Raw genomic sequence first — 22,967 nt, forward strand, 5'->3', positions numbered from 1 at the left:
AGGGTGAGACCATGGTGGGCCACCCCCGAGAAGGACGACCTGTGAGCGATATTCCTGTCGGTTCGCCCCCGGTACCCCCCGGGCGCCACGCCGCGCCCAGCGGCTGGTACCCGGACCCGGTCGACCCCAGCCAGGAGCGGTACTGGGACGGCTGGCAGTGGTCACGCAACACCCGGCAGGGTCAGCGATCACCCGGGCCCTTCCCCCAATACCCATCGACCCAGCACGCATCGACCCAGCACACATTGACCCAGCACCCCTCGGCCCAGCCCGGCCCCTACCGGCCGCCGGGGGTCGGAGTGGCCGGTACGCAGGCGGTGCAGACCGCGGACGGTGTCCCGCTGGCGGGCTGGTGGTGGCGGGTGCTGGCTGTGGTGGTCGACTCGTTCATCGTCTCGGCGCTCGCCTCGATCCCCAGCATCCCGATCTACCAGAAGCTGTTCGTCACCATGGCACGGATCTTCCGCGAGTCGTTCCGAGCCGCCGAGGCCGGCCAGCCGCCGCCGCCGGTCCCGTTCGGCACCGACCTGATCAGCACCGGCGACCAGCTGCTGCTGACCATGATCACCGTTGTGGTGGGGTTCTGCTACTACGCGCTGTTCTGGAGGTTCAAGAGCGCCACTCCCGGCAAGCTGGTCTGCGGGCTGCGGATCGTGCCGGTCGACCAGGGGCGTCGGGGAGACCGGTTGGCCTGGTCGGCGGTGCTGGCGCGGACCGCCGTCTGGGTGTTGCCCGGGATCAGCGGTGTGCTGCTGCTGGTTCAGCTGCTCGATGTGCTCTTCCCGCTCTGGCAGCCGAAGCGTCAGGCGCTCCATGATTTGGCGGCCAAGACCCAGGTGGTCAAGATCCGCTGACGGTCCCTGCGACGATCCGGCCGGCGACCTCGCCGAGCCGGATCCGACCGTGCTGTCCCGGCGCGGACGCCCGCATCACCACCAGGTCACCGTCGCTGAGGAAGGTGTGGCCGCCATCGGGAAGCTGCAGCGGTCGGCCGCCGTTCCAGGTCAGCTCGAGCAGGCTGCCGCACTGCCCGGGGGCGGGCCCGGAGATAGTGCCCGAGCCGTACAGGTCGCCGGTCCGCAGGCTGGCGCCGTTCACGGTGAGGTGAGCCAACATCTGCGCCGGTGAGTAGTACAGCCCCGCAGCCGGGCAGCGGCTGATGACCTGACCGTTCAGCTCGACCTCGACGGTGATGTCGTAGCCGTGGCTGCGACCCTCAAGGTAGGGCAGCAGCTCCGGGTCCTGGTCGGGCAGCTCCACCTCCGCGTACCCGAGCGCGGCCAGCGGCAGCACCCAGGCCGAGACTGAGGTGGCGAAGCTCTTGCCGAGAAAGGGTCCCAGCGGAACGTACTCCCAGGCCTGCAGGTCGCGCGCAGACCAGTCGTTCAAGATCACCACGCCGAAGACATGATCATGGAAGTCCTCGACCGGCACCGGTTCACCCAGCGTGGAGGGCGTGCCGACGACGAAGCCGAGTTCGGCCTCGAAGTCGAGCTTGGTGCTGGGACCGAAGGTAGGTGCGTCGTCTTCGGGCGCCTTGCGCTGACCGTGCGGTCGGACGACATCGGTGCCGGTCACCACGACAGTGCCCGACCGGCCGTGGTAGCCGATCGGCATGTGCTTCCAGTTGGGGGTCAGCGCGGCGCCGTCGGGTCGGAAGATGCGGCCGACATTGGTGGCGTGCTGTTCGCTGGCATAGAAGTCGACGTAGTCGGCGACCTGGAAGGGCAGGTGCAGCCTGACCTCCGCCATCGGGTGCAGATGCGGCTGCAGGGCGTCCGGTCCGGACTCGTCGCTGAGCAGCCACTGCAGCAGCTCCCGGGTCCGGCCCCATTCCTCCGGTCCGGCGGCGAGGAACGCATTCAGCGACGGCTGCCGGAAGTGGCCCGAGGAGCGGTCGGCCGCTTCGGCGACGACTGCCAGGTCGATCACCTGGTCGCCGATGGCGACGCCGATCCGGGGATCGCCGCCAGCGAGCGAGAAGATCCCGTAGGGGAGCTCCTCCGTGCCGAAGGGAGCGCCTGGTGCGACGCTGAACCAGCTCATCAGCCCGTCTCCTCCGGCCCGGTCAGCAGCCCGAGTTGGACGAGATCAGCGACCGGGTCCCCGACCCCACAGCAGCCGAAGCTGTGGAAGCGTCTCCGGAGCCGGGCGGCGTCCGCTTCGGTCCAGCCATTGATCACCGACGACAGCTGATCATGGTCGGTAATCCGCAGCGCGCCGGCCGCCGCCGAAACGTCGGCACCCTCGATCAGTGCGTGGATGGCGATCATCAGTGAAGCGAGACCGTGCTGCGGCAGGGTTTCGCCGGCCGCGTTCCGGCTCTCGTTCGGCCAGGCGTGGTGCAGTCCAGCGGTCGCCTTGAAGGGAAGATCAATCTCGATCAGCGTACTGAGCTGTTCGGCCAGCTGGTCGGCAGTGGGGAACAGTTCGGGATCCATCCCACCGGTCCTGATCTTGGCAGCCAACCCTGCCGCTTCGACCGTCTCCGCGGCACGCTCCCAGCCGCGGGCGAACGGCAGCTCGACGAAGACCCGGACCGACTCGTCCAGCTCGGTGGCAGCGGCGACCACCCGCGCAGCGGCCCCGGCAAGATCATCGAGGTCGCGCAGGGCGGTCTCGACTGCGACCACCTCGACGCCCGCAACGTTCCGTGCCGCCAGGCCGATCAGTCCGCCGGCTCCGGCAGAGTTCACCACGCTGACCTGTACCGACCGGTCGGTTGCCGCGACGGCACGTCCGACCTCGGCCAGGCGCTGGTCCGGCACCACCAGCGGACCGATCAGGTCGGCGAACCAGGAGCTCCGGCAGCGCAGGTGCGACTCGACCGCGATCGGCGCCGATGCGTTGCCGGGCGGAAACATCGCCGCGTCATCGATCAACCGCCGGAACAGGGAGACGGGGGTCGAGCTCACACCTGCAGGCTAACGTGTCGCCGGGGCTGGTGCGGCCGTCCGGGAGCGGGCAGAATTGCTTTGGTGAGTCAGCTGTCGTACAGCCGGACCGATGCCGAAGCCGCCCTGGACCGGGTTCGGCGAGCCTGCCTGCGACTCCCGGAGATCAGCGAGCGGCCCAGCCACGGCGGGCCGGCCTTCTTCCTCAACGGCAAGAAGTGCATCGCGATGTTCCTGGACAACCACCACGACGACGGCCGGCTCGCGATCTGGTGCGCCGCACCCGAGGGGGTGCAGGCCGAGATGATCGAGACCGAGCCGGACCGGTTCTTCTACCCGCCCTATGTCGGCCACCGGGGCTGGCTCGGCGTGCACCTGCTCGACTGCGACCAGCAGGAGCTGGACGCGATCGTGACAGATGCCTTCCGGGCGGTGGCGCCGAAGAAGCTGCTGCTCCTGCTGGACCAGGCCTGAACGGCGTTGGCCATCAGCGTGATGACCCGTGCCGGGTCGCCGCGGAGGCTGCGCTGAGCCGCCGTTTCTGTCAGTGCCCACGGTTAGGGTCAGAGCATGCTCGAGCACACCGGGGTGGAGCGACTGGACGCGGGGTCTCTTGCGGCCCTGGTCTCGCGGACGCATCGGGCCCTCGTCGACGCCGAGGCGGCGATGCTCGAGCTGGCAGCGTTGTGGGGTCACACGTTCCCGGCTGCCCACTCGACGGACCCCGAGGCGGCGCCAGCGGTGGAGCAGGATGCGGCACTGGAGTTCGGCACGCTGATGCAGGCCGGGCTGATGGCTGCCCAGAACATGATCGCTGACGCCCTGGACCTCGAGCACCGGTTGCCGAGGGTGTGGCTGAGGGTACGCAAGGGCGAGGTGCGGGCATGGAAGGCGCGGGAGATCGCCAAGCAGACCAGGCAGCTGGACCGAGCAGGCGCCGAATACGTCGACACAGCCGTGCACCGTTACCTGACCGCACTGAACTGGACGCGGTTCCAGCATCTGCTCGCGGCCAAGATCATCGAGGCCGACCCCAGACAGGCGGAGGCGCGGGCGAAGGCGGCGGAGGCGGAGCGTTTCGTGCGGACCGGGCGATCCAGCGATCACGGACTGAAGACGCTGTACGCCAGAGCGCAGGCCGGTGAGGTCATCTGGTTCGTCGCCATGGTCGACCGGATCGCCACCATCCTGGGCGACCGGGGAGACCCGGACTCTGAGGACGTGCGTCGGTCCAGGGCGATCGGCATCCTGGCCAACCCTGCGCTCGCGTTGCGGTTATTGGCCTCGCAGTGCGGCGGATCAGCTGACAGCCCCGCATCCGATCCAGAGTCAAGCGTCCCTGGACCTGCACTGTGTCCTCCCGCCGGCGCTGATGATCATGGCCACCCTGAGCAGCGACCTTTCGCGACGGCCGATGGCGAACCACCACAAGATGACCCGTGGCCGTGTGCCGACCCGTGGCCGGCCCAGGCGCGGCGCCTGGCGGAACAGATCTGGGCCTGGCGGCAGACCGCCACAGAGGAACCCAGGCCGACCGAGCCGCCGGAACGTCCCGACGATGATGCTGCTGCGGCAGCCCGGTCGGCGGCCGACCGGCGCGCCCGCCCGGAGCAGGCCGCCCGCGCCGTCGACGCCGTCGTGCGCTCGGACGTTCCGCTGCATCGACTGCTGCCGAAGGCGGTGCTGTATGTCCATCTCCAGCAGGAGGTGATGACCGGCGAGGTTGCCGGCTGCGCCCGGCTCGAGGGGGTCGGTCCGGTCACCCTTGAGCAGGTCCGAAGGTTTCTCGGTCAGAGCTGTCGGGTGCGGGTTCAGCCCGTGATCGACCTTGAGTCCGTCAAGGCCGTCGACGCCTGGGAGATTCCGGCGTGGATGCGGGAGCGGGTGCGACTGCGCAACCCGGCTGACATCTTCCCGTACGCAGCAGGCACCGGCCGACACGTCGACTGCGATCACAGCACGCCCTACCTGCCGATGTCTAGAGGCGGCCCGCCAGGTCAGACCAGTGAACTGCGGCTCGGGCCCCTGAGCAGGCGACACCACAACGCCAAGACGCGACGCAGCTGGCGAGTCAGACAACCATCCGCCGGGCTGTTCGTCTGGCGGTCACGGCACGGCTTCGTGTACCTCGTCGACGTCGACGGCACGCATGATCTGGGCCGCGTGGTTTCGCCGATGAGGTCTGGCGCGCCGCCGACCCGGGACTAGGCTGGCGCCATGGCCTTCTACCGCAGCGTCGGGGAGCTACCGCCGAAGCGTCACACCCAGTTCCGGCAGCCTGACGGGTCACTCTACGCGGAGGAGCTGATGGGCGAGGAGGGCTTCTCGAGCGACTCGTCGTTGCTCTACCACCGCGGCATCCCCTCGGCGATGAGCGACCTCCGAGTCTGGGAGCTGCCTGACCTCGGCACCACCACCAACCATCCGCTGCGGCCGCTTCACCTCCGGCTGCCCGAGCTGTTCGCCTCCAGCGACCCCGGGTCGATCGACCTGGTCACGGGTCGGCGGCTGGTGCTCGGCAACGCGGACGTGCGGATCTCCTACGCTGTAGGCTCCAAGCCCTCCCCGCACTATCGCAACGCGCTCGGTGACGAGTGCGTCTACATCGAGGCCGGCACCGGTGTGGTGGAGACCGTCTTCGGGGTGCTGCCGTTCCGCGACCGGGACTACGTGCTCATCCCACGTGCCACCGTGCACCGCTGGCTGCCGGACGGCGCTGTGAAGGCGTACCTCATCGAGGCCAACTCACACATCGCTCCACCGCGACGTTATCTGTCCCGGTTCGGTCAGCTGCTTGAGCACAGTCCCTACTGTGAAAGGGATCTGCACGCCCCGGCCGAGCCGTTGCTGGTCGAGGGCAGCGATGTGGAGATCTACACCAAGCACCGCGGCAACGGGCCCGGAGGGATCGCCGGCTCGATCGTCGTCGCCTCGACGCACCCGTTCGACGTGGTCGGCTGGGATGGCTGTCTCTATCCGTACACCTTCAACGTGGACGACTTCGAGCCGATCACCGGTCGAGTGCACCAGCCGCCGCCGGTGCACCAGGTGTTCGAAGGAGGCAACTTCGTCGTCTGCAACTTCGTCCCCCGCAAGGTGGACTACCACCCGTTGTCGATCCCGGTGCCGTACTACCACTCCAACGTCGACTCCGACGAGGTGATGTTCTACTGCGGCGGCGACTACGAGGCTCGCAAGGGATCGGGCATCGGGCTCGGGTCCGTCTCCCTGCATCCCGGTGGTCATAGTCACGGCCCGCAGCCGGGCGCGGCAGAGGCCTCGCTCGGCCGGCACTTCTTCGACGAGCTTGCCGTCATGGTGGACACCTTCCGCCCGCTGGAGCTCGGCGAGGGCGGCACGGCCTGTGACGACGGCGTCTACGCGATGAGCTGGAACCGCGCCCTAATCTGATCCAGTCGGTGCTGATCCAGTCGGTGCTGACTCAGTCGGTCGACAGCTCGCCCTTGATCAGCACGCCCTCGGATCGCAACGCCGCCCAGGTCTCATCGATCCGCTGTGGGTCAACAGCCGCGGTCAGCGAGGCGAGCACAGTGGTCAGGAAGCCTGCGGCCGCCGCGTCGAAAGCGGTGGCCCGGACACAGTAGTCGGTGGCGATCCCGCAGACGTCCACCTCGTCGACGGCGTGCTGCGACAGCCAGTCGGCCAGCCCGACGCCGGTGACGTCCCTGCCCTCGAACCCGGAGTAGGCGGCTGTGTACTCACCCTTGTCGAAGACGGCCTCGAAACCCCGGAAGGTGAGCTGATCATGGAGCTCCACGCCCGGAGTGCCGACCACGCAGTGTGGTGGCCACGAGTCCACGAAGTCGGGGTGCGCGGAGAAATGGCTGCCCGGGTCGATGTGATGGTCACGGGTGGCCAGCACGTGCCGGTAGCCGTGGTCACCTTCCAGCAGCTCGGAGATGGCGGCTGCCACGGCAGCGCCACCGGCGACCGCCAGCGAGCCACCCTCGCAGAAGTCACGCTGGACGTCGACCACGATCAGCGCCCTGTTCATGGCGTCCCCTTGACCTCGGAGTCGGCGAAGGGGTTGACCGCCTCGACTCCGCCCGGCTCGAGGAACCGGGTCTCGATCACCGGTTCGCCTCGGGACATCTTCAGCGCCTCCATCGGCAGCTCGGCACGGGTCCTGAAGTGCCGCTGCCGGGACGCCTCGAGGGTCTCGCTGCCGACGATCTCGCCGTCGCGGACCAGCTGCACCAGCAACGGGCGGTCGTTGTGATCACCCGGTGGTGGAGCGCCGACACCGATCAGCTCCATCCGCGCCACTCCAGCAGCGTCCAGCCGCCGCAGGGCGAACTTGCGGCCCCCGATGGAGATCTTCTGGCTGCTCTTCTTGGCCACCGACACCAGCGGCGCGTCCGGTTCGCTGCTCTCGGCCCGGGCGACCAGCTTGTAGACGAATCCTGATGTCGGGTGGCCGGAACCGGTCACCAGGGCCGTGCCGACGCCGTACCCGTCGACGGGCGCACCGGCCAGGGAGGCGATGTTCCATTCGTCCAGATCGCTGGTGACGATGATTCTGGTCCTGGTGGCGCCTAGCGAGTCGAGCAGCTCACGCACCTGCTTGGCCAGCAGTGCCAGGTCGCCCGAGTCCAGCCGGACTGCGCCGAGCCGCCCGTTGGTCAGCTCGACGCCGGTGCGGACGGCCTCGAACACGTCGAAGGTGTCGACGAGCAGCGTGGTGTCCTCGCCCAGCGCGTCGATCTGGGCCGCGAAGGCATCGCGCTCCGAGCTGTGCAGCAGGGTGAAGGAGTGCGCCGCCGTGCCGGTGGTGGGCACCTGGTAGCGACGTCCGGCCTCCAGGTTGGAGGTGGCGCTGAACCCGGCGATGTAGGCCGCCCGAGCGGCAGCCACCGCGGCGAGCTCCTGGGTGCGTCGCGAGCCCATCTCGATGCACGGCCGATCGCCGGCCATGGCCGTCATCCTGGAGGCGGCGGAGGCGATCGCCGAGTCGTGGTTGTAGATGCTGAGCAGGACCGTCTCCAACAGCACACCCTCGGCGAAGCTCCCCTCGACGATGACCAGCGGCGAGCCGGGGAAATAGATCTCACCCTCCGGGTAGCCCCAGATCTGGCCACCGAAGCGGTAGTCGGCCAGCCAGTCCGCCGTCTCCTGGTCGACGATGGCGCGGTCGCGAAGAAACTGGCAGGACTCGTCGTCGAAGCGAAAATGCGACAGGGCTCGCAGCGCCCGACCGACACCGGCCACCACCCCGTACCGGCGACCGGGCGGCAGTCGTCGGGGGAACAGCTCGAACACGCTCCGTCTGCTGGCGGTGCCGGCCTTGAGCGCTGCCCGCAGCATCGTCAGCTCGTAGTGGTCGGTCAGCAGCGCCGTCGTCGGCACCTCGCTGGGACCCCACGAACCGGTGGTCACGGTATCGGTCACGGCCACAGCCTAATCGGGGCTCCGATCAGCCCACCGGCAGCATTCGCACCGCTCACCTTTTCCCCGCCGGCCGGGTCTTTGCCACAATGGGACTCATGTCCGAACCTGATGGCCCACCTGTCACCCCCGCCGGTGGCACCGCCATCGCCGAGCGGCCTGCCGAGCTCGTGAACGCCGAGACGCCGTGGGTGACCATCGTCTGGGACGACCCGGTCAACCTGATGTCCTACGTGACGCACGTGTTCAGGTCCTACTTCAACTACCCGAAGGCGAAGGCGCACAAGCTGATGCTCCAGGTGCATCAGGAGGGCAAGGCGGTCGTCTCCAGCGGCAGCCGTGAGGAGATGGAACGCGACGTGACGGCCATGCACGACTACGGCCTGTGGGCCACCTTGGACAGGACGGACGCGTGAAGAAGTTCCGGCGTCGCGGGGGACTGCTCTCGACGCAGCTCACCTCCTATGAGGTCGACCTGCTGCGGTCCCTGGTCGGCCAGCTGGTCGACATGGTGTCGGAGGGGATGCCCGAACCGCTCGAGGTCGAGGAGTCCGACGACCCGTTCGCGCGCTGGGCCCAGGACCTGCAGAGCGACCCCGACCAGCCCGAGATGCCGGAGGACCCGGTCCTGCAGCGACTGTTCCCGAACGCCTACCCGCATGACCCGGAGGCCTCCTCGGACTTCCGCCGCTACACCGAGCGTGACCTGCGGGCCAAGAAGATCGCCGAGTCGCAGGTGGTGCTGCGGGCTCTGGAGGAGACCGAGAACGGCGCGCGAGAGCTGCAGATTCGTCACGAGGAGGTCGAGGAATGGTTGCGGACCCTGACGAACCTCAGGCTGGCGGTGGCCACCCGGCTGGGCATCACCGATGCCGAGTCGGCCGACGAGCTCGCCGAGCTGCCCGAGGATGATCCGCGGGCCTTCATGATGAGCGTCTACGACTGGTTGGGGTTCGCCCAGGAGACGATGATCAACGCGCTGTGAGCGCGGTCTCAGAGTGCGAGAGCGGGTCGGCCCGGAGGGGGCCGACCCCTAGTGTTCGGGAGGTGCTGAGGATCTCACAGGCCCACGTCGACGCCATGGTGGCGCATGCCCGGGCCGACCATCCCGACGAGGCCTGCGGCGTCATCACCGGCCCCGCCGGATCCGACCAGCCGCAGCGGTTCGTCCAGATGGCCAACGCCGACCGGTCACCGACCTTCTTCCGTTTCGACCCGCAGGAGCAGTTCGCGCTGTACAAGCAGCTGGACGACCTGGACGAGGAGATCGTCGTCGTGTATCACTCGCACACCGCAACCGAGGCCTACCCGTCCCGGACCGACATCTCCTATGCCTCCGAGCCGCAGGCGCACTATGTGCTGGTGTCCACGGCCGCGGCAGGCGCCGAGGAGGGACCGGTGGAGGTGCGGTCCTACCGCATCGTCGAGGGTGCGGTGACCGAGGAAGAGATCGAGATCCGGGAATAGGCCCGGCACGATTGACGTTTCAACTCGCGAGACCACTCTTACCGAAGCAAAATGAACTAAGGAGAACCCATGGCTGTCGAGGTCAGGATCCCCACCATCCTCCGTACCTTCACCGGCGGAGAGAAGGCCGTCAAGGGCCAGGGCTCCACGCTGCATCAGGTGATCGACGACCTGGAGACCCGTCACCCCGGTATCCGTGAGCGGCTGGTGGAGTCCGACAACCTGCGGCGCTTCGTCAATGTCTACGTCAACGACGAGGACGTCCGGTTCACCGGCGGACTGGGCTCTCCGACCGCTGACGGCGACGTCGTGGTCGTGCTGCCCGCCGTCGCCGGCGGCTGAACCTCCCCTCTATGACTCGCTTCGCCTCTTTGATCGACTCGGTCGGTCACACCCCGCTGGTCGGCCTGCCGAACCTTTCGCCGTCGGCGAAGGTGCGCCTGTGGGCCAAGCTCGAGGACCGCAACCCGACCGGCTCCATCAAGGACCGGGCGGCTCTCGGCATGATCCGCGCAGCCGAGGCGGACGGCACTCTGCGGCCCGGCTGCACCATTCTGGAGCCAACCAGCGGCAACACCGGAATCTCGTTGGCGATGGCCGCCAAGCTGGCCGGCTACCGGCTGATCTGTGTGATGCCGGAGAACACCTCGGTTGAGCGGAAACAGATCCTGGCCATGTGGGGAGCCGAGATCGTCTCGTCGCCGGCAGCCGGCGGCTCCAACGAGGCGGTGACGGTCGCCAAGAAGCTGATCGCCGAGCACCCCGACTGGGTGATGCTGTACCAGTACGGCAACCGGGCCAATGCCGACGCCCACTACGAGACCACCGGACCGGAGATCCTTGCCGACCTGCCGGAGGTGACCCACGTGGTCGCAGGCCTGGGCACCACCGGCACGCTGATGGGGATCGGGCGGTTCATGGCCGAGCACAAGCCCGAGGTCAAGATCATCGCCGCCGAGCCACGCTACGGCGAGCTGGTGTATGGCCTGCGCAACATCGACGAGGGTTTCGTCCCCGAGCTCTACGACGCGTCCTACGTCAGCTCGCGGTTCTCGGTGGGCTCCCGCGACGCCGTTCGCCGGGTTCGCGAACTGCTGGAGCGTGAAGGGATCTTCGCCGGGCTGTCCACCGGCGCCATCGTGCACGCGGCTCTCGGCCAGGCCGCGAAGGCGGTCAAGGCGGGCGAGTCCGCCGACATCGTGATCATCATCGCGGACGGTGGCTGGAAGTACCTGTCGACGGGAGCCTACGACACCGACATCGACACGGCCGAGGAGTTCCTGGACGGGCAGGTGTGGGCCTGAGGGTCGCACCGACGGCTGCCTGGCGCGGCCTGCTTGACGTTCTTGGACAAGTGCGCTGAGTTGTACCCATGACATCGGAGCAGCAGACCTACCTCATCGTCGGCGGAGGGCTCGCGGCTGCCAAGGCAGCAGAAGCGATCCGTGACCGGGACACCGACGGCAAGATCATCCTCGTCACCACCGAGTCGGAGCTCCCCTATGAGCGGCCGGTGCTCTCGAAGGGCTATCTGCTCGGCTCAGAAGAGCGCGCCTCGGCCTTCGTCCATGATCAGCAGTGGTACGACGAGGCCGGGATCGAGATCCGGCTCGGCACTACGGCGACGGCCATCGATCGGGCCAAGCATGAGGTGGAGCTGGACTCGGGCGAGCGGCTGGGCTACGACAAGCTGCTGTTGGCCACCGGCTCTGAACCGCGACGGTTGAACGTGCCCGGCGCCGACGCGGCCGGGGTGCACTACCTGCGCACCATCGGCGACGCGGACGCCATCAAGGCCGTGCTGGAGTCCGGCGTGCCACTGGTGGTCGTCGGCGGCGGCTGGATCGGCCTTGAGGTCGCCGCGGCTGCCCGCGAACACGATCTCGCCGTTACCGTGCTCGAGCTGGACGAGCTGCCGCTGATCGCACCGCTCGGCCGAGAGGTGGCCCAGGTCTTCGCCGATCTGCATACCGAGCACGGCGTCCGGTTGCTGACCCATACCGGCCTGAAGAGCATCGAGACCGCCGACGGCCGGGTGACCGCGGTGATCACCGCTGGCCACGAGCGGATCGAGGCCGGGGCCGTGGTGGTCGGGGTCGGCGTGGCACCGCGAATCGAGCTGGCGAAGGCCGCCGGCCTGGAGACCGACCGCGGCGTTCTGGTCGATGCCTCGCTGCGCAGCTCCGATCCGGACATCTTCGCCGCCGGGGACATCGCCGAACTCGACCATCCGCTGATGGGCAAGCGGGTCCGGGTGGAGCACTGGGCCTTCGCCAACGACTCCGGCCCGGTGGCAGGACAGGCGATGGCCGGCGCAGAGGCCCGCTTCGACTCGCTGCCGTACTTCTTCACCGACCAGTACGACCTGGGAATGGAGTACATCGGCCTGGCAGGGCCGGGAGAGGCCGACCGGGTGGAGCTGGTGGGCGACGTCCCGGGCCGTGCCTTCCAGGCGTTCTGGAAGTCCGGTGACCGGGTGCTGGCAGGCATGCACGTGAACCTGTGGGACGACGGCATCGACCCGATCAAGCAGCGGGTGCTGGACGGGCTCAAGAGCTGAGAGCCCGTTCGTTAGGCTTGTCCGTCGTGGACACCGAGGTGAGCAGCGAGGCACCGATCGGCATCTTCGACTCCGGCTTCGGTGGGTTGACCGTGGCCCGGGCGGTCATCGACCAGCTGCCGAACGAGGATGTCATCTACCTCGGTGACACGGCCCGGGCGCCGTACGGCGACCAGCCCATCGCGAGTGTCCGCGAGTTCGCCCTGGAGTGCCTGGACCACCTGGTGGACCAGGGCGTGAAGATGCTGGTGATCGCCTGCAACTCGGGCAGTGCCGCCGTCCTCCGGGACGCCCGCGAGCGCTACCGGGTGCCGGTGGTGGAGGTGATCCTGCCGGCCGCGCGACGCGCCGTCGCCGCCACCCGGTCCGGCCGGGTCGGGGTGATCTGCACAGAGGCGACGGCGACCTCCCAGGCTTACGACGACGCCTTCGCGGTCGCCCCGCAGATCGAGCTGATCACCGCCGCCTGCCCGCTGTTCGTCTCGTTCGTCGAGGCCGGAGTCACCGGGGGGCCCGAGTTGCTGGCCGTGGCTCAGGAGTACCTGCGGCCCCTTCAGGAGGCCGGGATCGACACCCTGATCCTGGGCTGCACCCACTACCCGCTGCTCACCGGCGTCATCTCTCTCGTCCTCGGTGACCAGGTCAGCCTGGTGTCCAGCGCCGAGGAGTGCGCCAAGGAGGTGTATGCGACGTTGACCCGTCGTGGCCTCACCCATGACCTGCCGCGGACCGCGCGCTACCGCTTCCTGACCACCGGCAGCCCGGACCAGTTCGAAGGGATCGGGCACCGGTTGATGGGTGGGCTGGTCACCGACGTGCAACAGTTCGCCTGAGGACCCTCTGCCCAGGGTCCGCCTGAACGGAGCAGAAGATGGAACTGACGATCGTCGGCTGCAGCGGCTCGATGTCCGGACCCGAGTCGCCGGCGTCCTGCTACCTGGTGCAGGCGCCGTACCAGGGCCGGACGTTCACCCTGGTGCTCGACCTCGGACCGGGTGCGGCCGGAGCGCTCTACCGCTACCTGGACCCGCGCCAGGTCGACGCGATCGCGCTCAGCCACCTGCACCCCGACCACTGCCTCGACCTGTGTGCCTTCTACGTCGCCGCCCGCTACTCCAGCACCGCGCCATGGCCACCGGCCAGCGTCTACGGGCCGGATGGCACCCCGGGGCGGCTGACCCGCGCGTACGACGTGCCCTCGGTGGACGGGGCGGCCAGCGAGGCCGGCCCCGGGATCGGCGGCTACTTCCGCTACCAGGTCTGGCTGCCCGAGCAGCGGATCGGACCCTTCATCGTCCGGACCGTCCGGGTCGCCCATCCGGTGGAGGCCTACGCGATCCGGGTCGAGGAGGCCGTCCCCGGCGGCGGGTCGCTGGTGTTCTCCGGTGACACCGGACCCTGTCAGACGTTGGTCGAGCTCAGCCGTGATGTCGACCTGCTGCTGTGTGAGTCCGCCTTCCTTGACGGCGACGACCTGCCCACCGGTCTGCACCTGTGTGGCAGGCAGGCGGCTGAGCACGCCGAGGCGGCCGGGGCGAGCGTTCTGCTGCTGACCCACATTCCGCCGTGGAACGATCCCGAGCAGGTGCTGAAGGAGGCTCAGCCGCACTTCGCCGGCTCGGTCCAGCTGGCCGAGGTGGGGGCCCGGTGGACCATCGGCGAGCCACAGGCGGCGCTTCAGTAGGGTTGACGACATGACCGAACGTGCCGATGGGCGTGCCCTGGACCAACTCCGCGACGTCCGCTTCACTCGTGGCTGGCTGTCCCAGGCCGAGGGATCGGTGCTGGTCGAGTTCGGCGAGACCCGGGTGCTGGTCGCCGCCAGCGTCACTGAGGGGGTCCCGCGTTGGCGGAAGGGCTCCGGGCTCGGCTGGGTGACCAGCGAGTACGCGATGCTGCCGCGGGCCACCAACACCAGGACGGACCGCGAGTCGATCAAGGGTCGGGTCGGCGGCCGGACCCAGGAGATCAGCCGGCTGATCGGACGCAGCCTGCGGGCCGTCATCGACTACAAGGCGCTGGGGGAGAACACCATCGTGCTCGACTGCGACGTGCTGCAGGCCGACGGCGGGACCCGGACCGCCTCGATCACCGGAGCCTACGTGGCCCTGGCCGATGCCGTCTCGTGGCTGCGCGACCGTCGGCTGCTGGCCGGTGAGCCGTTGACCGGCTCGGTCGCCGCGGTGTCGGTCGGGATAGTGGGCGGCACCCCCATGCTCGACCTGTGCTACACCGAGGACTCCGCCGCCGACACGGACATGAACGTCGTGATGAGCGGTGGCGGAGACTTCATCGAGCTGCAGGGCACCGCAGAACAGGCTCCCTTCGACCGGGACACCCTGAACGCGCTGCTCGACCTCGGCGCGGCCGGCTGCGCCACCCTGACGGAGCTCCAGGCCGCCGCCCTGCGATGACCCGCCCTCCGCGCCCCGACCTGGCAACAAGGCGCCCTGAGCCTGTCGAAGGGCGGAGCAGCACCCCCACCCAACTGCTGCTGGCCACGAACAACGCCCACAAGCTCACTGAGCTTCGCCGGATGCTGGCCGCGGCTCAGCTGGACATCACCGTGCTTGGGCTCGCGGACGTGGAGCCGTATCCCGAGCCAGCCGAGACCGAGCCGACGTTCGAGGGCAACGCCGTGCTCAAGGCCAGGTATGGCATGCATCGGACCGGGTTGCCGACCCTGGCCGACGACTCCGGCCTGGCCGTGGACCTGCTCAACGGGATGCCGGGAGTGCGGTCGGCCCGCTGGTCCGGACCAGGGGCCAGCGACGAGGAGAACAACGCCCTGCTGCTCCGCCAGCTCGCCGACGTCGATGCACCCCTGCGCGTCGCCAGATTCGTCTGCGCAATGGCGCTGGTGCTGCCCACCGGTCGGTCCGAGGTCCGCCGTGGCGAGATGGCGGGCCGGCTCCTCGACGAGTTGCGTGGCAGCAACGGCTTCGGCTACGACCCGATGTTCGTCCCGGAGGGCGAGCGGCGTACCTATGCAGAGATGGCGGCAGCGGAGAAGGACGCCATCAGCCACCGCGGGAAGGCACTCCGGCTGATGATTCCGGTGCTGGCCGACGCATTAGCCTAGGACGCTATGAAGACCTATCTGGACCTGCTGGACCATGTGCTCACCACCGGAGTGCGCAAGGGTGACCGGACGGGCACCGGCACGCTGAGCACGTTCGGCTACCAGATGCGGTTCAACCTGGCAGAGGGTTTTCCGCTGCTCACCACCAAGAAGCTGCACGTCAAGTCGATCAAGGCTGAGCTGCTGTGGTTCCTCAAGGGGGCCACCAACGTCGACTGGCTGAAGGAGCAGGGCGTCTCGATCTGGGACGAGTGGGCCGACGAGGACGGCGAGCTCGGCCCCATCTACGGCTACCAGTGGCGCTCCTGGCCGACGCCGGAGGGCGAGCACCTGGACCAGATCGCTGCTGTGATCTCCTCCATCCGGACCACCCCAGACTCCCGCCGGCACCTGGTCAGCGCGTGGAACGTGTCGGACCTTGAGCACATGGCGCTGCCGCCCTGCCACACCCTCTTCCAGTTCTACGTCGCCGAGGGTCGGCTGTCCTGCCAGCTCTACCAGCGATCCGCGGACGTCTTCCTGGGCGTACCGTTCAACATCGCCTCGTACGCACTCCTGACCCATCTGATCGCCCAGGTCTGTGACCTGGAGGTGGGTGACTTCATCCATACGCTGGGTGACGCCCACCTCTACCTCAACCATCTCGAGCAGGCCCGGACCCAGCTCGCGCGCGCACCGAGGCCGTTGCCCACGCTGGTGCTCAACCCGGCCATCCGCAGCATCGACGACTTCGGGATGGACGACATCGCCGTCGAGTCCTACGACCCGCACCCGGGCATCAAAGCCCCGATCGCGGTCTGAGCCCGCATGTCGGCACAGCACAGCCGCGAGGTGGTCGGGATCGCGGCGGTGGGTGGCAACGGCGTGATCGGCGCCGACGGGGACATCCCGTGGCGGATCGCGGAGGACTGGCGTCGGTTCAAGGCCCTGACCATGGGCCACGTGCTGATCATGGGACGCCGGACCTACGACTCGATCGGGCGGCCGCTGCCGGGCCGTAGCACCATCGTCGTGACCCGCGACCCGCAGTGGCCGAGGACCGGGGAGCTGCCGCCGAACGTCTGGGCCGCGACCAGCCTGGACGAGGCGTTCGCCACGGCCACCGAGCAGTTCCCGGGCGCGACGGTGTTCGTGGCCGGCGGAGGGGAGATCTACCGCGCCGCCTGGCCGCGGCTGGACCGGCTGGAGCTCACCGAGGTGGACCGGTCCCCCGAGGGCAACGTCACGCTGCCCGCGATCAGCTCAGCCGAGTGGGCTGAGACAAACCGCGACCAGCGAGACGGCTACGCCTTCGTCTCCTATCGGCGGATCGGCTCTACCCGTGACACAGACGACCCGGGCCGGTGAGGACTGAGTGCCGAAGGAGGGGCTTGAACCCTCACACCCAAATGGGCACAGGAACCTAAATCCTGCGTGTCTGCCAATTCCACCACTTCGGCGCGAGAGGTCATCCTACCGATCCGTCAGACCCCGAGGTCTCGGCGCAGCTTGGCCACATGGCCGGCGGCCTTGACGTTGTACTGGGCCAGCGCCACGGTGCCGACACCCGAGGCGTCGACGTCGACGACGAAGGTCGAGCGGATCACACCCTCGACCACCTTCCCGTAGAGCGTCTTCTCCCCGTAGGCCGCATAGCCGCGCAGGGTGGTCCGGTCCGGATCGGACAGCAACGGGAAGGCGATGGCCTGCTTCTCCCTGAACTTCGCCAGCTTCGGCACCGGGTCGGGCGAGATGCCGAGGACCTGGAGCCCCGCGGCCCTGAGCTCGTCCATGGCGGCCGTGAAGTCCACGGCCTGGGTGGTGCACCCCGGAGTCATCGCGGCCGGGTAGAAGTAGACGATGACCCGCTGACCGGCGAAGTCGGCGAGCGAGACGTCCTGTCCGTCCGCGTCGGGCAGGGTGAAGGCGGGTGCGATGTCCCCCTTGGTCAGTCGAGTGGTCATGGCATGCACCTTAATCCCCCCGACATCCGGTGCCGCCGACCGGCCACCCGGCTGCTGCAATACCCTTGGCTGAGACCTGTCCGGCTGACGAGGGAGACCCATCGTGGCACCGAGTGATCCATCACCCAAGGGGCCTGCGCGCACCCAGCAGCAGATCGAGGCCGACATGGCTGCCGCCCGGGAACGACTGACCGCCTCGGTCGAGACGCTGATCGACCGAGTCCACCCGCAGCGGATCAAGCAACGGCAGATCGCCAACGTCAAGCAGCTGGCCCACACCGAGCTCGAGAACGCCAAGGCCCAGGTGGTCGACGAGAACGGCCTGCGCACCGGCAGGCTGGTCATCCTCGGAGCAGCGGTGGCGGGCTTCGTCACCTTCGTCTTGATCATCCGCAAGATCAGGTCCGGCGGGAAGAAGAAGGACTGACGCGTGTCTGACGTTCACGTATCCGACGGCGGTGGCGAGTCCGCTGAACCGCTACCGATCAGAATGCTGCACGATCGCGTGCTGGTGTCCACCGAAGGAGAGAACGGCGAGCGGCGCAGCGGCGGAGGCATCGTCATCCCGGCAACGGTGGCGATGGGCCGGCGGCTCACCTGGGCGAAGGTCGTCGCGGTCGGGTCCAACGTGAGAACGGTGAAGGTGTCCGACCGCGTGCTGTTCGACCCGGAGGACAGGGCCGAGGTCGAGGTGCGCGGCAAGGACTATCTGCTCCTTCGCGAAAGGGATCTCCACGCCGTCGCGGCCGAGCGGCTGTCCGACGGCAAGACCGGACTCTACCTGTAGAAGGAACTTCCCCAGGTTCGCCAGCGCGGGCCCGACGTCGGCACCTCGCACAAGTTCGTGGGCCTCGCACATGGTCGACCGTACGCGAGGTGCGACCAGGGTGCGCGAAGATGACCTCCGCGGACCGGTCAGGCCATCGTGTCCAGGACCTGCAGGGTGACCTCGTGGACGAGCGGCTCGGCAGCGGCCAGGTGCTCGACCTCGGTTACGGCAGAGGCGGCCATCAACGGCAGCTCGTTGCCGAGCGAGCCGGCGATGTGTGGGGTGATCACCACGTTCGGCAACGTGTAGAGCAGGTCGCCCTCGGGCAGTGGCTCGGGGTCGGTCACATCGAGGAATGCACTGATCCGCCCCGTGCCGGTCTCGGCACGCAAGGCGTCATGATCGACCAACACTCCGCGTGCGGTGTTGATGAAGGTGGCGCCATCGGGCATCGCCTGGAGCTGGGCAGCGCCGATCATGCCGATCGTGGACGGCAGGATCGGTGCATGCAGAGAGACGATCCGTGACCGCGCCATCAGCTCGTCGAGCGGCACCAGTTCGGCCCCCAGCTCCGCCGCCTCGGCCGCTGAGATGGTGGGATCGGCCAACAGCCGTCGATGCTTGAACGGACGCAGCAGCTGGAGGACCGCGCGGCCGATCGATGACGCACCGATAATGCCGACAGTGGTGCCCACATTGCCGATCTCGGCAGCGAGGCTGGTCTTGGCGACGCCGGACCGGGTCTGGCGAGCCAGCGATGACGCGTTGAAGGCGTCCTTGCCGGCCAGCAGGATGACGGCAAGCGTGAACTCGGCGACCGGAACTCCGTTGACCTGGGCCGCGGTCGTGACGGCGACCCCGCGCTCCCAACAGGCACGGTGCAGGTGACCCTTCACCGTCCCCGCGGAGTGCGCGATCAGGCGCAGGCTCGGGGCGCGGTCCAGCACCTCCGGCGTGACCTTCGGACATCCCCAGCCGGTGATCAGCACGTCGATCCCGGCCAGTACCGCCCGAGCTTCCGCCGAGTCGAACTCGGTCAGGACCGAGCCACTGACGACGTCGGCCACCGAGGCCAGCCGATCCCGCAGCTCGGGAGTGAACAGCCGCTCCAGCAGCTCATTCGAGCCCATGGCGAAGGCCGCCCTGAGCCTGGGTCCGGTCGGGTGGGTGTCTGTCACGGGGTGTCCTCTGCGTCGGGCGGTGGTCGCCGCGCCGAATGGTCGGGTGCCAGCGAGGAACCATGATAGAGAGATGTTGGCCGCGACGGTCCGCGGGTGTCGCCCCGCTGGGCGGTGCCGGATGGTCAGGCTGCGGTTGCCCTGTCCTCGGTGGAGAGGGAAAGATACAGCCAGCCACGACCCGACCGAAGGAACCGCATGGCCGCCCCAGCCCCACGCAGACCGAGATCCGCCGCTCTCGATGCCATCCGCATCCTCGGCATCATCGCCATTGTGAGCGGCCACACCTGGCCGGAGCAACGCGCTCTCCACCTGACGATCTCGCTCTGGCAGGTGCCGGCGTTCTTCCTGCTGGCTGGCTACCTGTGGTCGGGGAACCGTCCGCTGCGTGGCGACGTGATCCACCGCAGCAAGGCCCTGATGCGGCCCTATTTCGCCTGGCTGGCGATCATCGGCATCCCCTTCGTGATCTGGGCCTGGGCCGAGCGGGGCCAGTCGCCGGTCCGGTTGGCGGCTGGGCTGCTGTACGGAGCACAGGTGGGTCGACCCTTCTCCGCCTACTGGTTCGTCGCGGCGCTCTTCCTGACCGGAGTGTTCGTGCGGGCCTGTCAGCTGCTGCCACGCATGGCGGTCTGGGCGCTGGCCGTCGCTGGGATGATCGCTGCCTACCTGTGGGGGCCGACGATGGCTCACACCCCCTACTCGGTGGGGCTGGTGTTGCCGTGCGCCTTGTTCGTGCTGGTGGGGCAGGAGCTCCGGAAGCACCGGGCGCGGATCGCTCATGCCGAACTGGTCGGCCTCATCCTGCTGGCGGTCTCAGCCGTTCTGGTGGTGACCGGGGCGGCGGCACCGTTCGACGTCAAGTACGGCGACTTCGGCCGGCCGGTGGTCAGCGTCCTGGCGGCCATCGGCATCGGGGTAGCGCTCATCCTGCTGGCCGAGTACGCCATCGCCAGGCTGGCACCGCGCGTGCAGCAGCTGATCACCACCCTGGCGGCGGCCGGTCTTGTAGTGCTGCTGGCGCATGCCGCGGTGTTGTACCTCACCGACACCCTGGCCGGCTGGCCGCTGGGTCTCTGCTTCGCCTTGGCACTGGTGGTGCCGTGGTCGCTCGGGGTGGCGATCAACCGGACCTCGTTGGCCCCGTGGCTGGCCGGCAGGGCGTACGCTGCCACGCTGGACTCCGGTGAGCGCCGCCCGGCTGTCTCGCACCAGACATGACCGTGCCCCGGCTCCGGGTGTCGGAGACGGGGCCTTAGGGACGTCTGGACCTGTTCAGAAGAACAAGCCCACACAGCTGATGCAGATGGAGTTCAGTTGGAGGAAGATGCTGTTCAGCAGGGCGTGCAACGGGGTCACCCCTTTCAAAAAGGTGCGTTTTCGGGACCCCGAGTTGGTCAATGTCAACACTAGGCGTCATATGGAACGCTTATGACGTAAATGATTAACCGTCACTCGACCGTTAGGCGATCGTGACCGCACCGACACCAGTCAGAATCGCCTGAGCAGGCTCGCAGGATGGGAGCGCGCCATGGCCCGTTGGGCCGCTTGGCTGACGTCCGACGGGGAGACGATCCCGACCAGCTCGCCTGCCTGCAGAACCAGCGCGCGGCCGTCCGCACTGAGGCCCAGCCGGGGGATGAGCTCGGGCAGCGGCTCGTCCGGCGCCGTCGTCACGACCTCCGTCGCCGGGCAGGCGATGTCGCGGGCCCGGGTCGTGCTCCGGAGAGCCACCGGGACCTCCTTGATCCGGCGCAGCGTGATCAACCCGACCAGTCGTCCGTCCTGGTCGACCAACGGGAAGCTCGAGTGGCGTCGCTGGAAGAGGTACTCGTCGATCAGCGCCGCCACCGTGATGTCGGCTGGGACGGTCTCGGGTTCGGGGGACATCACGTCGCGGACGCGCACCGTCTGGAGTGCATCGTCGAGGAGCACCTGCTGCTCCTCCGCACTCGCAGCGCGGGCCAGGAACCAGCCCAACAGGACCGACCACAGCGACGACAGGATGCCCGTCTGCAGGAAGAGTCCCAGGCCGAGCAGGACGAGGATGAAACCCAGAACCCGCCCGGCACGCGCGGCCGCGACAGCGGCCCACACATAGTCGCCGCGCCACTTCCACAGCGCCGCGTGCAACAGGCGGCCACCGTCGAGTGGTGCCGCCGGGATGGCATTGAAGACGGCGAGCAGTAGGTTGATGCCGGCGAGCCAGGCGAACGCCCCGACCAACAGCCCCGACACCCCGGCCACGCTGAGCAGCAGCGTCCCCAACCCGAACGCCAGTCCGATCAGGACGCTGACCAGCGGCCCGACTCCGGCGATGCGGAGTTCCGATCCCGGGTCTCCGGCCTTGCCGCGCAGCTGGGCGACACCTCCCAGGAGCCACAGCGTGATGTTGTCGACCTCGACCCCGTTGCGCCTGGCCACCACGGCATGGGACAGCTCGTGAGCCAGCAGACCGAGCAGGAAGACCACGGCGGCGGTCAGCCCGGCGACGATGTGCATCCAGCGGGGCTCCTTGGGGTAGTAGCCCGGGAATGTGACTGTGGCGAGGCTCCAGGCGATCAGGGCGAAGATGACCGCGACGCTCCAGTGGATCCGGATGGCCACCCCGGCAATGCGGCCGATTCCGAACGTGCCCCGCATGTCAACCACGATCCGCTCCGGCGGCAGTCCAGTCGAGGGCCGAAAGGCCCCTATCAGTGGGCCACCGGCGGTAGGGTCGAGGACCATGACCACCTTTGCCGTGTCGACCTGGTCGCTGCACCGCACGTTGGGCTCGTACTACCTCGACACTCCGGCAGACCCCCGTGACGGGGTGGCCGAAGCCCGCTGGGGAGAACCCCGGCTGTCCCTGCTCGAACTGCCCGACGAGCTACGGCGGCGAGGCTATGACACGCTTCAGATCTGCCACTTCCATCTGCCGTCCCGCGACCAGAGCTATCTGGACGAGTTGCGGTCTGCCCTGGCCCAGGCGGGGATCCGCCTCGATGCGGTGCTGATCGACGACGGAGACCTCACTCATCCGACGGAGGCCGACGCACACGAGACCTGGGTCGGGGAGTGGCTGGACACGGCAACGGCCCTTGGAGCCGACCGGGCCCGGGTGATCGCCGGTATGGCCACCCCGACGCCGGACCGGCTGAGTGAAAGCGCCCAGCGGCTGGCCCGGTTGGCTGCTGGCCATCCAGGTATCCGGGTGGTCACCGAGAACTGGATGGACCTGCTGCCTTCCTCGGTGGAGGTACACGAGCTGCTGCAGCAGACGGGGGAACAGGTCGGCCTGCTCCTCGACCTGGGCAACTGGCGAGGCGCCACGAAATACACCCATCTGGCTTCGGTCTCAGCGCTGGCCGAGACCTGCCACGCCAAATGCGGCTTCTCCGCCACCGGACCGGACGCGGAGGACTTCCGCCATTGCCTGGAGCTGTTGCGGGCGGCCGACTACGCGGGGCCGCTTGCCCTGATCTACGACGGTCCCGATGACGACGAGTGGGCGATGCTCGAACGCGAGAAGGAGATCGTGCAGTCGGTGTTCGGCTGATCTCACCGGGCTCCAGCAACTGGAAGGTGGCGTTGTCCTGGTCATCGAAGGGGAGCCTACGGCGTGGCGATCAGGCGTCAGCCGGTGGCTCTGTGACCAGCCACGAAACCTTTCACGGGTGCCCTAG

Annotated in this window: 27 protein-coding genes and 1 tRNA gene; 20 read left to right on the forward strand and 8 right to left on the reverse strand. The window is 68.4% G+C overall.

Going from position 1 to position 22,967, the window contains the following annotated elements:
• Positions 1-41 precede the first annotated feature (41 nt).
• Positions 42-854: an RDD family protein gene (locus JOE57_RS13650; protein ID WP_204918787.1), complete on the forward strand. Its 813-nt coding sequence runs from the start codon at positions 42-44 to the stop codon at positions 852-854.
• On the opposite strand, the gene fahA is transcribed toward JOE57_RS13650, so the two are convergent.
• Together fahA and JOE57_RS13660 are read right to left on the reverse strand one after the other, a co-directional pair.
• Positions 841-2,046, reverse strand: coding sequence for a fumarylacetoacetase (gene fahA, locus JOE57_RS13655; protein WP_204918789.1), 1,206 nt, complete (start codon positions 2,044-2,046; stop codon positions 841-843). The two genes, JOE57_RS13650 and fahA, sit on opposite strands and share 14 nt — an antisense overlap.
• Positions 2,046-2,915 (reverse strand): hypothetical protein, encoded by an 870-nt coding sequence (locus JOE57_RS13660; RefSeq protein ID WP_204918791.1) that lies wholly within the window; start codon positions 2,913-2,915, stop codon positions 2,046-2,048. Before JOE57_RS13660 ends, fahA begins: the two co-directional genes overlap by 1 nt.
• Positions 2,916-2,978: 63 nt before the next feature.
• On the opposite strand from JOE57_RS13660, the gene JOE57_RS13665 reads away from it, so the two are divergent.
• The 3 genes from JOE57_RS13665 to JOE57_RS13675 all read left to right on the forward strand — a co-directional run bounded on the left by JOE57_RS13665 (position 2,979) and on the right by JOE57_RS13675 (position 6,305).
• A complete protein-coding gene (locus JOE57_RS13665) occupies positions 2,979-3,368 on the forward strand; it encodes an MmcQ/YjbR family DNA-binding protein (protein WP_338041312.1) in 390 nt (129 codons plus the stop codon).
• A gap of 96 nt (positions 3,369-3,464) precedes the next feature.
• On the forward strand, positions 3,465-5,102 hold the full coding sequence (locus JOE57_RS13670; protein WP_204918792.1) for a hypothetical protein: 1,638 nt from the start codon (positions 3,465-3,467) through the stop codon (positions 5,100-5,102).
• A 9-nt stretch (positions 5,103-5,111) separates the two neighbouring features.
• A complete protein-coding gene (locus tag JOE57_RS13675; RefSeq protein ID WP_204918794.1) occupies positions 5,112-6,305 on the forward strand; it encodes a homogentisate 1,2-dioxygenase in 1,194 nt (397 codons plus the stop codon).
• A 31-nt stretch (positions 6,306-6,336) separates the two neighbouring features.
• On the opposite strand, the gene JOE57_RS13680 is transcribed toward JOE57_RS13675, so the two are convergent.
• Both JOE57_RS13680 and JOE57_RS13685 read right to left on the reverse strand, forming a co-directional pair.
• A complete protein-coding gene (locus tag JOE57_RS13680) occupies positions 6,337-6,909 on the reverse strand; it encodes an isochorismatase family protein (RefSeq protein ID WP_204918796.1) in 573 nt (190 codons plus the stop codon).
• On the reverse strand, positions 6,906-8,261 hold the full coding sequence (locus JOE57_RS13685) for a nicotinate phosphoribosyltransferase (protein ID WP_338041403.1): 1,356 nt from the start codon (positions 8,259-8,261) through the stop codon (positions 6,906-6,908). Before JOE57_RS13685 ends, JOE57_RS13680 begins: the two co-directional genes overlap by 4 nt.
• Before the next feature lie 137 nt (positions 8,262-8,398).
• On the opposite strand from JOE57_RS13685, the gene clpS reads away from it, so the two are divergent.
• The 12 genes from clpS to JOE57_RS13745 all read left to right on the forward strand — a co-directional run bounded on the left by clpS (position 8,399) and on the right by JOE57_RS13745 (position 16,756).
• Complete coding sequence (clpS, locus tag JOE57_RS13690) at positions 8,399-8,716, forward strand: ATP-dependent Clp protease adapter ClpS (protein WP_420827680.1); 318 nt, start codon at positions 8,399-8,401, stop codon at positions 8,714-8,716.
• Positions 8,713-9,285, forward strand: coding sequence for a DUF2017 family protein (locus JOE57_RS13695; protein WP_204918800.1), 573 nt, complete (start codon positions 8,713-8,715; stop codon positions 9,283-9,285). Before clpS ends, JOE57_RS13695 begins: the two co-directional genes overlap by 4 nt.
• Positions 9,286-9,347: 62 nt before the next feature.
• Positions 9,348-9,767 carry a Mov34/MPN/PAD-1 family protein gene (locus tag JOE57_RS13700; RefSeq protein ID WP_204918801.1) on the forward strand — a complete coding sequence of 140 codons (420 nt, stop codon included), beginning with the start codon at positions 9,348-9,350 and terminating at the stop codon, positions 9,765-9,767.
• A gap of 69 nt (positions 9,768-9,836) precedes the next feature.
• Positions 9,837-10,109 (forward strand): MoaD/ThiS family protein, encoded by a 273-nt coding sequence (locus JOE57_RS13705; RefSeq protein WP_204918803.1) that lies wholly within the window; start codon positions 9,837-9,839, stop codon positions 10,107-10,109.
• Between the two features lie 11 nt (positions 10,110-10,120).
• A complete protein-coding gene (locus JOE57_RS13710) occupies positions 10,121-11,071 on the forward strand; it encodes a PLP-dependent cysteine synthase family protein (RefSeq protein WP_204918805.1) in 951 nt (316 codons plus the stop codon).
• A gap of 68 nt (positions 11,072-11,139) precedes the next feature.
• Complete coding sequence (locus tag JOE57_RS13715) at positions 11,140-12,327, forward strand: NAD(P)/FAD-dependent oxidoreductase (protein WP_204918807.1); 1,188 nt, start codon at positions 11,140-11,142, stop codon at positions 12,325-12,327.
• A gap of 26 nt (positions 12,328-12,353) precedes the next feature.
• The gene (murI, locus tag JOE57_RS13720) at positions 12,354-13,160 is read left to right on the forward strand and encodes a glutamate racemase (RefSeq protein ID WP_204918809.1); all 807 of its coding nucleotides are present in this window, start codon (positions 12,354-12,356) and stop codon (positions 13,158-13,160) included.
• 38 nt (positions 13,161-13,198) lie between these two features.
• Positions 13,199-14,011, forward strand: a complete 813-nt coding sequence (locus JOE57_RS13725) for an MBL fold metallo-hydrolase (RefSeq protein WP_204918811.1) — start codon at positions 13,199-13,201, stop codon at positions 14,009-14,011.
• 10 nt (positions 14,012-14,021) lie between these two features.
• Positions 14,022-14,741, forward strand: coding sequence for a ribonuclease PH (gene rph, locus JOE57_RS13730; RefSeq protein WP_204918813.1), 720 nt, complete (start codon positions 14,022-14,024; stop codon positions 14,739-14,741).
• A complete protein-coding gene (gene rdgB / locus JOE57_RS13735) occupies positions 14,738-15,409 on the forward strand; it encodes an RdgB/HAM1 family non-canonical purine NTP pyrophosphatase (RefSeq protein ID WP_204918814.1) in 672 nt (223 codons plus the stop codon). The genes rph and rdgB overlap by 4 nt, the downstream gene beginning before the upstream one ends.
• Positions 15,410-15,415: 6 nt before the next feature.
• Positions 15,416-16,210 (forward strand): thymidylate synthase, encoded by a 795-nt coding sequence (locus JOE57_RS13740; RefSeq protein ID WP_204918816.1) that lies wholly within the window; start codon positions 15,416-15,418, stop codon positions 16,208-16,210.
• A 6-nt stretch (positions 16,211-16,216) separates the two neighbouring features.
• A complete protein-coding gene (locus JOE57_RS13745) occupies positions 16,217-16,756 on the forward strand; it encodes a dihydrofolate reductase (protein ID WP_204918818.1) in 540 nt (179 codons plus the stop codon).
• 8 nt (positions 16,757-16,764) lie between these two features.
• Here JOE57_RS13745 and JOE57_RS13750 read toward each other — a convergent pair.
• Both JOE57_RS13750 and bcp read right to left on the reverse strand, forming a co-directional pair.
• Positions 16,765-16,848 (reverse strand) — tRNA-Leu (locus tag JOE57_RS13750).
• A gap of 24 nt (positions 16,849-16,872) precedes the next feature.
• The gene (gene bcp, locus JOE57_RS13755; protein WP_204918819.1) at positions 16,873-17,352 is read right to left on the reverse strand and encodes a thioredoxin-dependent thiol peroxidase; all 480 of its coding nucleotides are present in this window, start codon (positions 17,350-17,352) and stop codon (positions 16,873-16,875) included.
• Positions 17,353-17,455: 103 nt separating this feature from the next.
• Here bcp and JOE57_RS13760 point away from each other — a divergent pair, with 103 nt between their 5' ends.
• On the forward strand, positions 17,456-17,779 hold the full coding sequence (locus tag JOE57_RS13760; protein WP_338041313.1) for a DUF3618 domain-containing protein: 324 nt from the start codon (positions 17,456-17,458) through the stop codon (positions 17,777-17,779).
• 63 nt (positions 17,780-17,842) lie between these two features.
• A complete protein-coding gene (locus JOE57_RS13765; RefSeq protein WP_204920457.1) occupies positions 17,843-18,139 on the forward strand; it encodes a GroES family chaperonin in 297 nt (98 codons plus the stop codon).
• 128 nt (positions 18,140-18,267) lie between these two features.
• Here JOE57_RS13765 and JOE57_RS13770 read toward each other — a convergent pair whose 3' ends face one another.
• A complete protein-coding gene (locus JOE57_RS13770; RefSeq protein WP_204918821.1) occupies positions 18,268-19,299 on the reverse strand; it encodes an NAD(P)-dependent oxidoreductase in 1,032 nt (343 codons plus the stop codon).
• Positions 19,300-19,497: 198 nt separating this feature from the next.
• Here JOE57_RS13770 and JOE57_RS13775 point away from each other — a divergent pair, with 198 nt between their 5' ends.
• Complete coding sequence (locus tag JOE57_RS13775; RefSeq protein WP_204918823.1) at positions 19,498-20,520, forward strand: acyltransferase family protein; 1,023 nt, start codon at positions 19,498-19,500, stop codon at positions 20,518-20,520.
• Between the two features lie 270 nt (positions 20,521-20,790).
• Here JOE57_RS13775 and JOE57_RS13780 read toward each other — a convergent pair whose 3' ends face one another.
• Positions 20,791-21,942, reverse strand: a complete 1,152-nt coding sequence (locus tag JOE57_RS13780; protein ID WP_204918825.1) for a site-2 protease family protein — start codon at positions 21,940-21,942, stop codon at positions 20,791-20,793.
• An 85-nt stretch (positions 21,943-22,027) separates the two neighbouring features.
• Here JOE57_RS13780 and JOE57_RS13785 point away from each other — a divergent pair, with 85 nt between their 5' ends.
• Entirely contained in the window at positions 22,028-22,840 is an 813-nt protein-coding gene (locus JOE57_RS13785; RefSeq protein ID WP_204918828.1) for a sugar phosphate isomerase/epimerase family protein, read from the forward strand.
• Positions 22,841-22,967: the final 127 nt, after the last annotated feature.

It is taken from the genome of Microlunatus panaciterrae (assembly GCF_016907535.1).
Lineage (GTDB): Bacteria > Actinomycetota > Actinomycetes > Propionibacteriales > Propionibacteriaceae > Microlunatus > Microlunatus panaciterrae.

Excerpts from the sequence above, each read along its gene's own strand:
- JOE57_RS13675 (WP_204918794.1), top strand. The coding sequence starts at position 5,112 with ATGGCCTTCTACCGCAGCGTCGGGGAGCTACCGCCGAAGCGTCACACC.
- bcp (WP_204918819.1), bottom strand. The coding sequence starts at position 17,352 with ATGACCACTCGACTGACCAAGGGGGACATCGCACCCGCCTTCACCCTG.
- JOE57_RS13740 (WP_204918816.1), top strand. The coding sequence starts at position 15,416 with ATGAAGACCTATCTGGACCTGCTGGACCATGTGCTCACCACCGGAGTG.
- rdgB (WP_204918814.1), top strand. The coding sequence starts at position 14,738 with ATGACCCGCCCTCCGCGCCCCGACCTGGCAACAAGGCGCCCTGAGCCT.
- JOE57_RS13780 (WP_204918825.1), bottom strand. The coding sequence starts at position 21,942 with ATGCGGGGCACGTTCGGAATCGGCCGCATTGCCGGGGTGGCCATCCGG.
- JOE57_RS13670 (WP_204918792.1), top strand. The coding sequence starts at position 3,465 with ATGCTCGAGCACACCGGGGTGGAGCGACTGGACGCGGGGTCTCTTGCG.
- JOE57_RS13745 (WP_204918818.1), top strand. The coding sequence starts at position 16,217 with ATGTCGGCACAGCACAGCCGCGAGGTGGTCGGGATCGCGGCGGTGGGT.
- JOE57_RS13785 (WP_204918828.1), top strand. The coding sequence starts at position 22,028 with ATGACCACCTTTGCCGTGTCGACCTGGTCGCTGCACCGCACGTTGGGC.
- JOE57_RS13710 (WP_204918805.1), top strand. The coding sequence starts at position 10,121 with ATGACTCGCTTCGCCTCTTTGATCGACTCGGTCGGTCACACCCCGCTG.
- fahA (WP_204918789.1), bottom strand. The coding sequence starts at position 2,046 with ATGAGCTGGTTCAGCGTCGCACCAGGCGCTCCCTTCGGCACGGAGGAG.
- rph (WP_204918813.1), top strand. The coding sequence starts at position 14,022 with ATGACCGAACGTGCCGATGGGCGTGCCCTGGACCAACTCCGCGACGTC.
- JOE57_RS13705 (WP_204918803.1), top strand. The coding sequence starts at position 9,837 with ATGGCTGTCGAGGTCAGGATCCCCACCATCCTCCGTACCTTCACCGGC.
- JOE57_RS13775 (WP_204918823.1), top strand. The coding sequence starts at position 19,498 with ATGGCCGCCCCAGCCCCACGCAGACCGAGATCCGCCGCTCTCGATGCC.
- JOE57_RS13725 (WP_204918811.1), top strand. The coding sequence starts at position 13,199 with ATGGAACTGACGATCGTCGGCTGCAGCGGCTCGATGTCCGGACCCGAG.
- JOE57_RS13765 (WP_204920457.1), top strand. The coding sequence starts at position 17,843 with ATGCTGCACGATCGCGTGCTGGTGTCCACCGAAGGAGAGAACGGCGAG.
- clpS (WP_420827680.1), top strand. The coding sequence starts at position 8,399 with ATGTCCGAACCTGATGGCCCACCTGTCACCCCCGCCGGTGGCACCGCC.
- JOE57_RS13680 (WP_204918796.1), bottom strand. The coding sequence starts at position 6,909 with ATGAACAGGGCGCTGATCGTGGTCGACGTCCAGCGTGACTTCTGCGAG.
- JOE57_RS13715 (WP_204918807.1), top strand. The coding sequence starts at position 11,140 with ATGACATCGGAGCAGCAGACCTACCTCATCGTCGGCGGAGGGCTCGCG.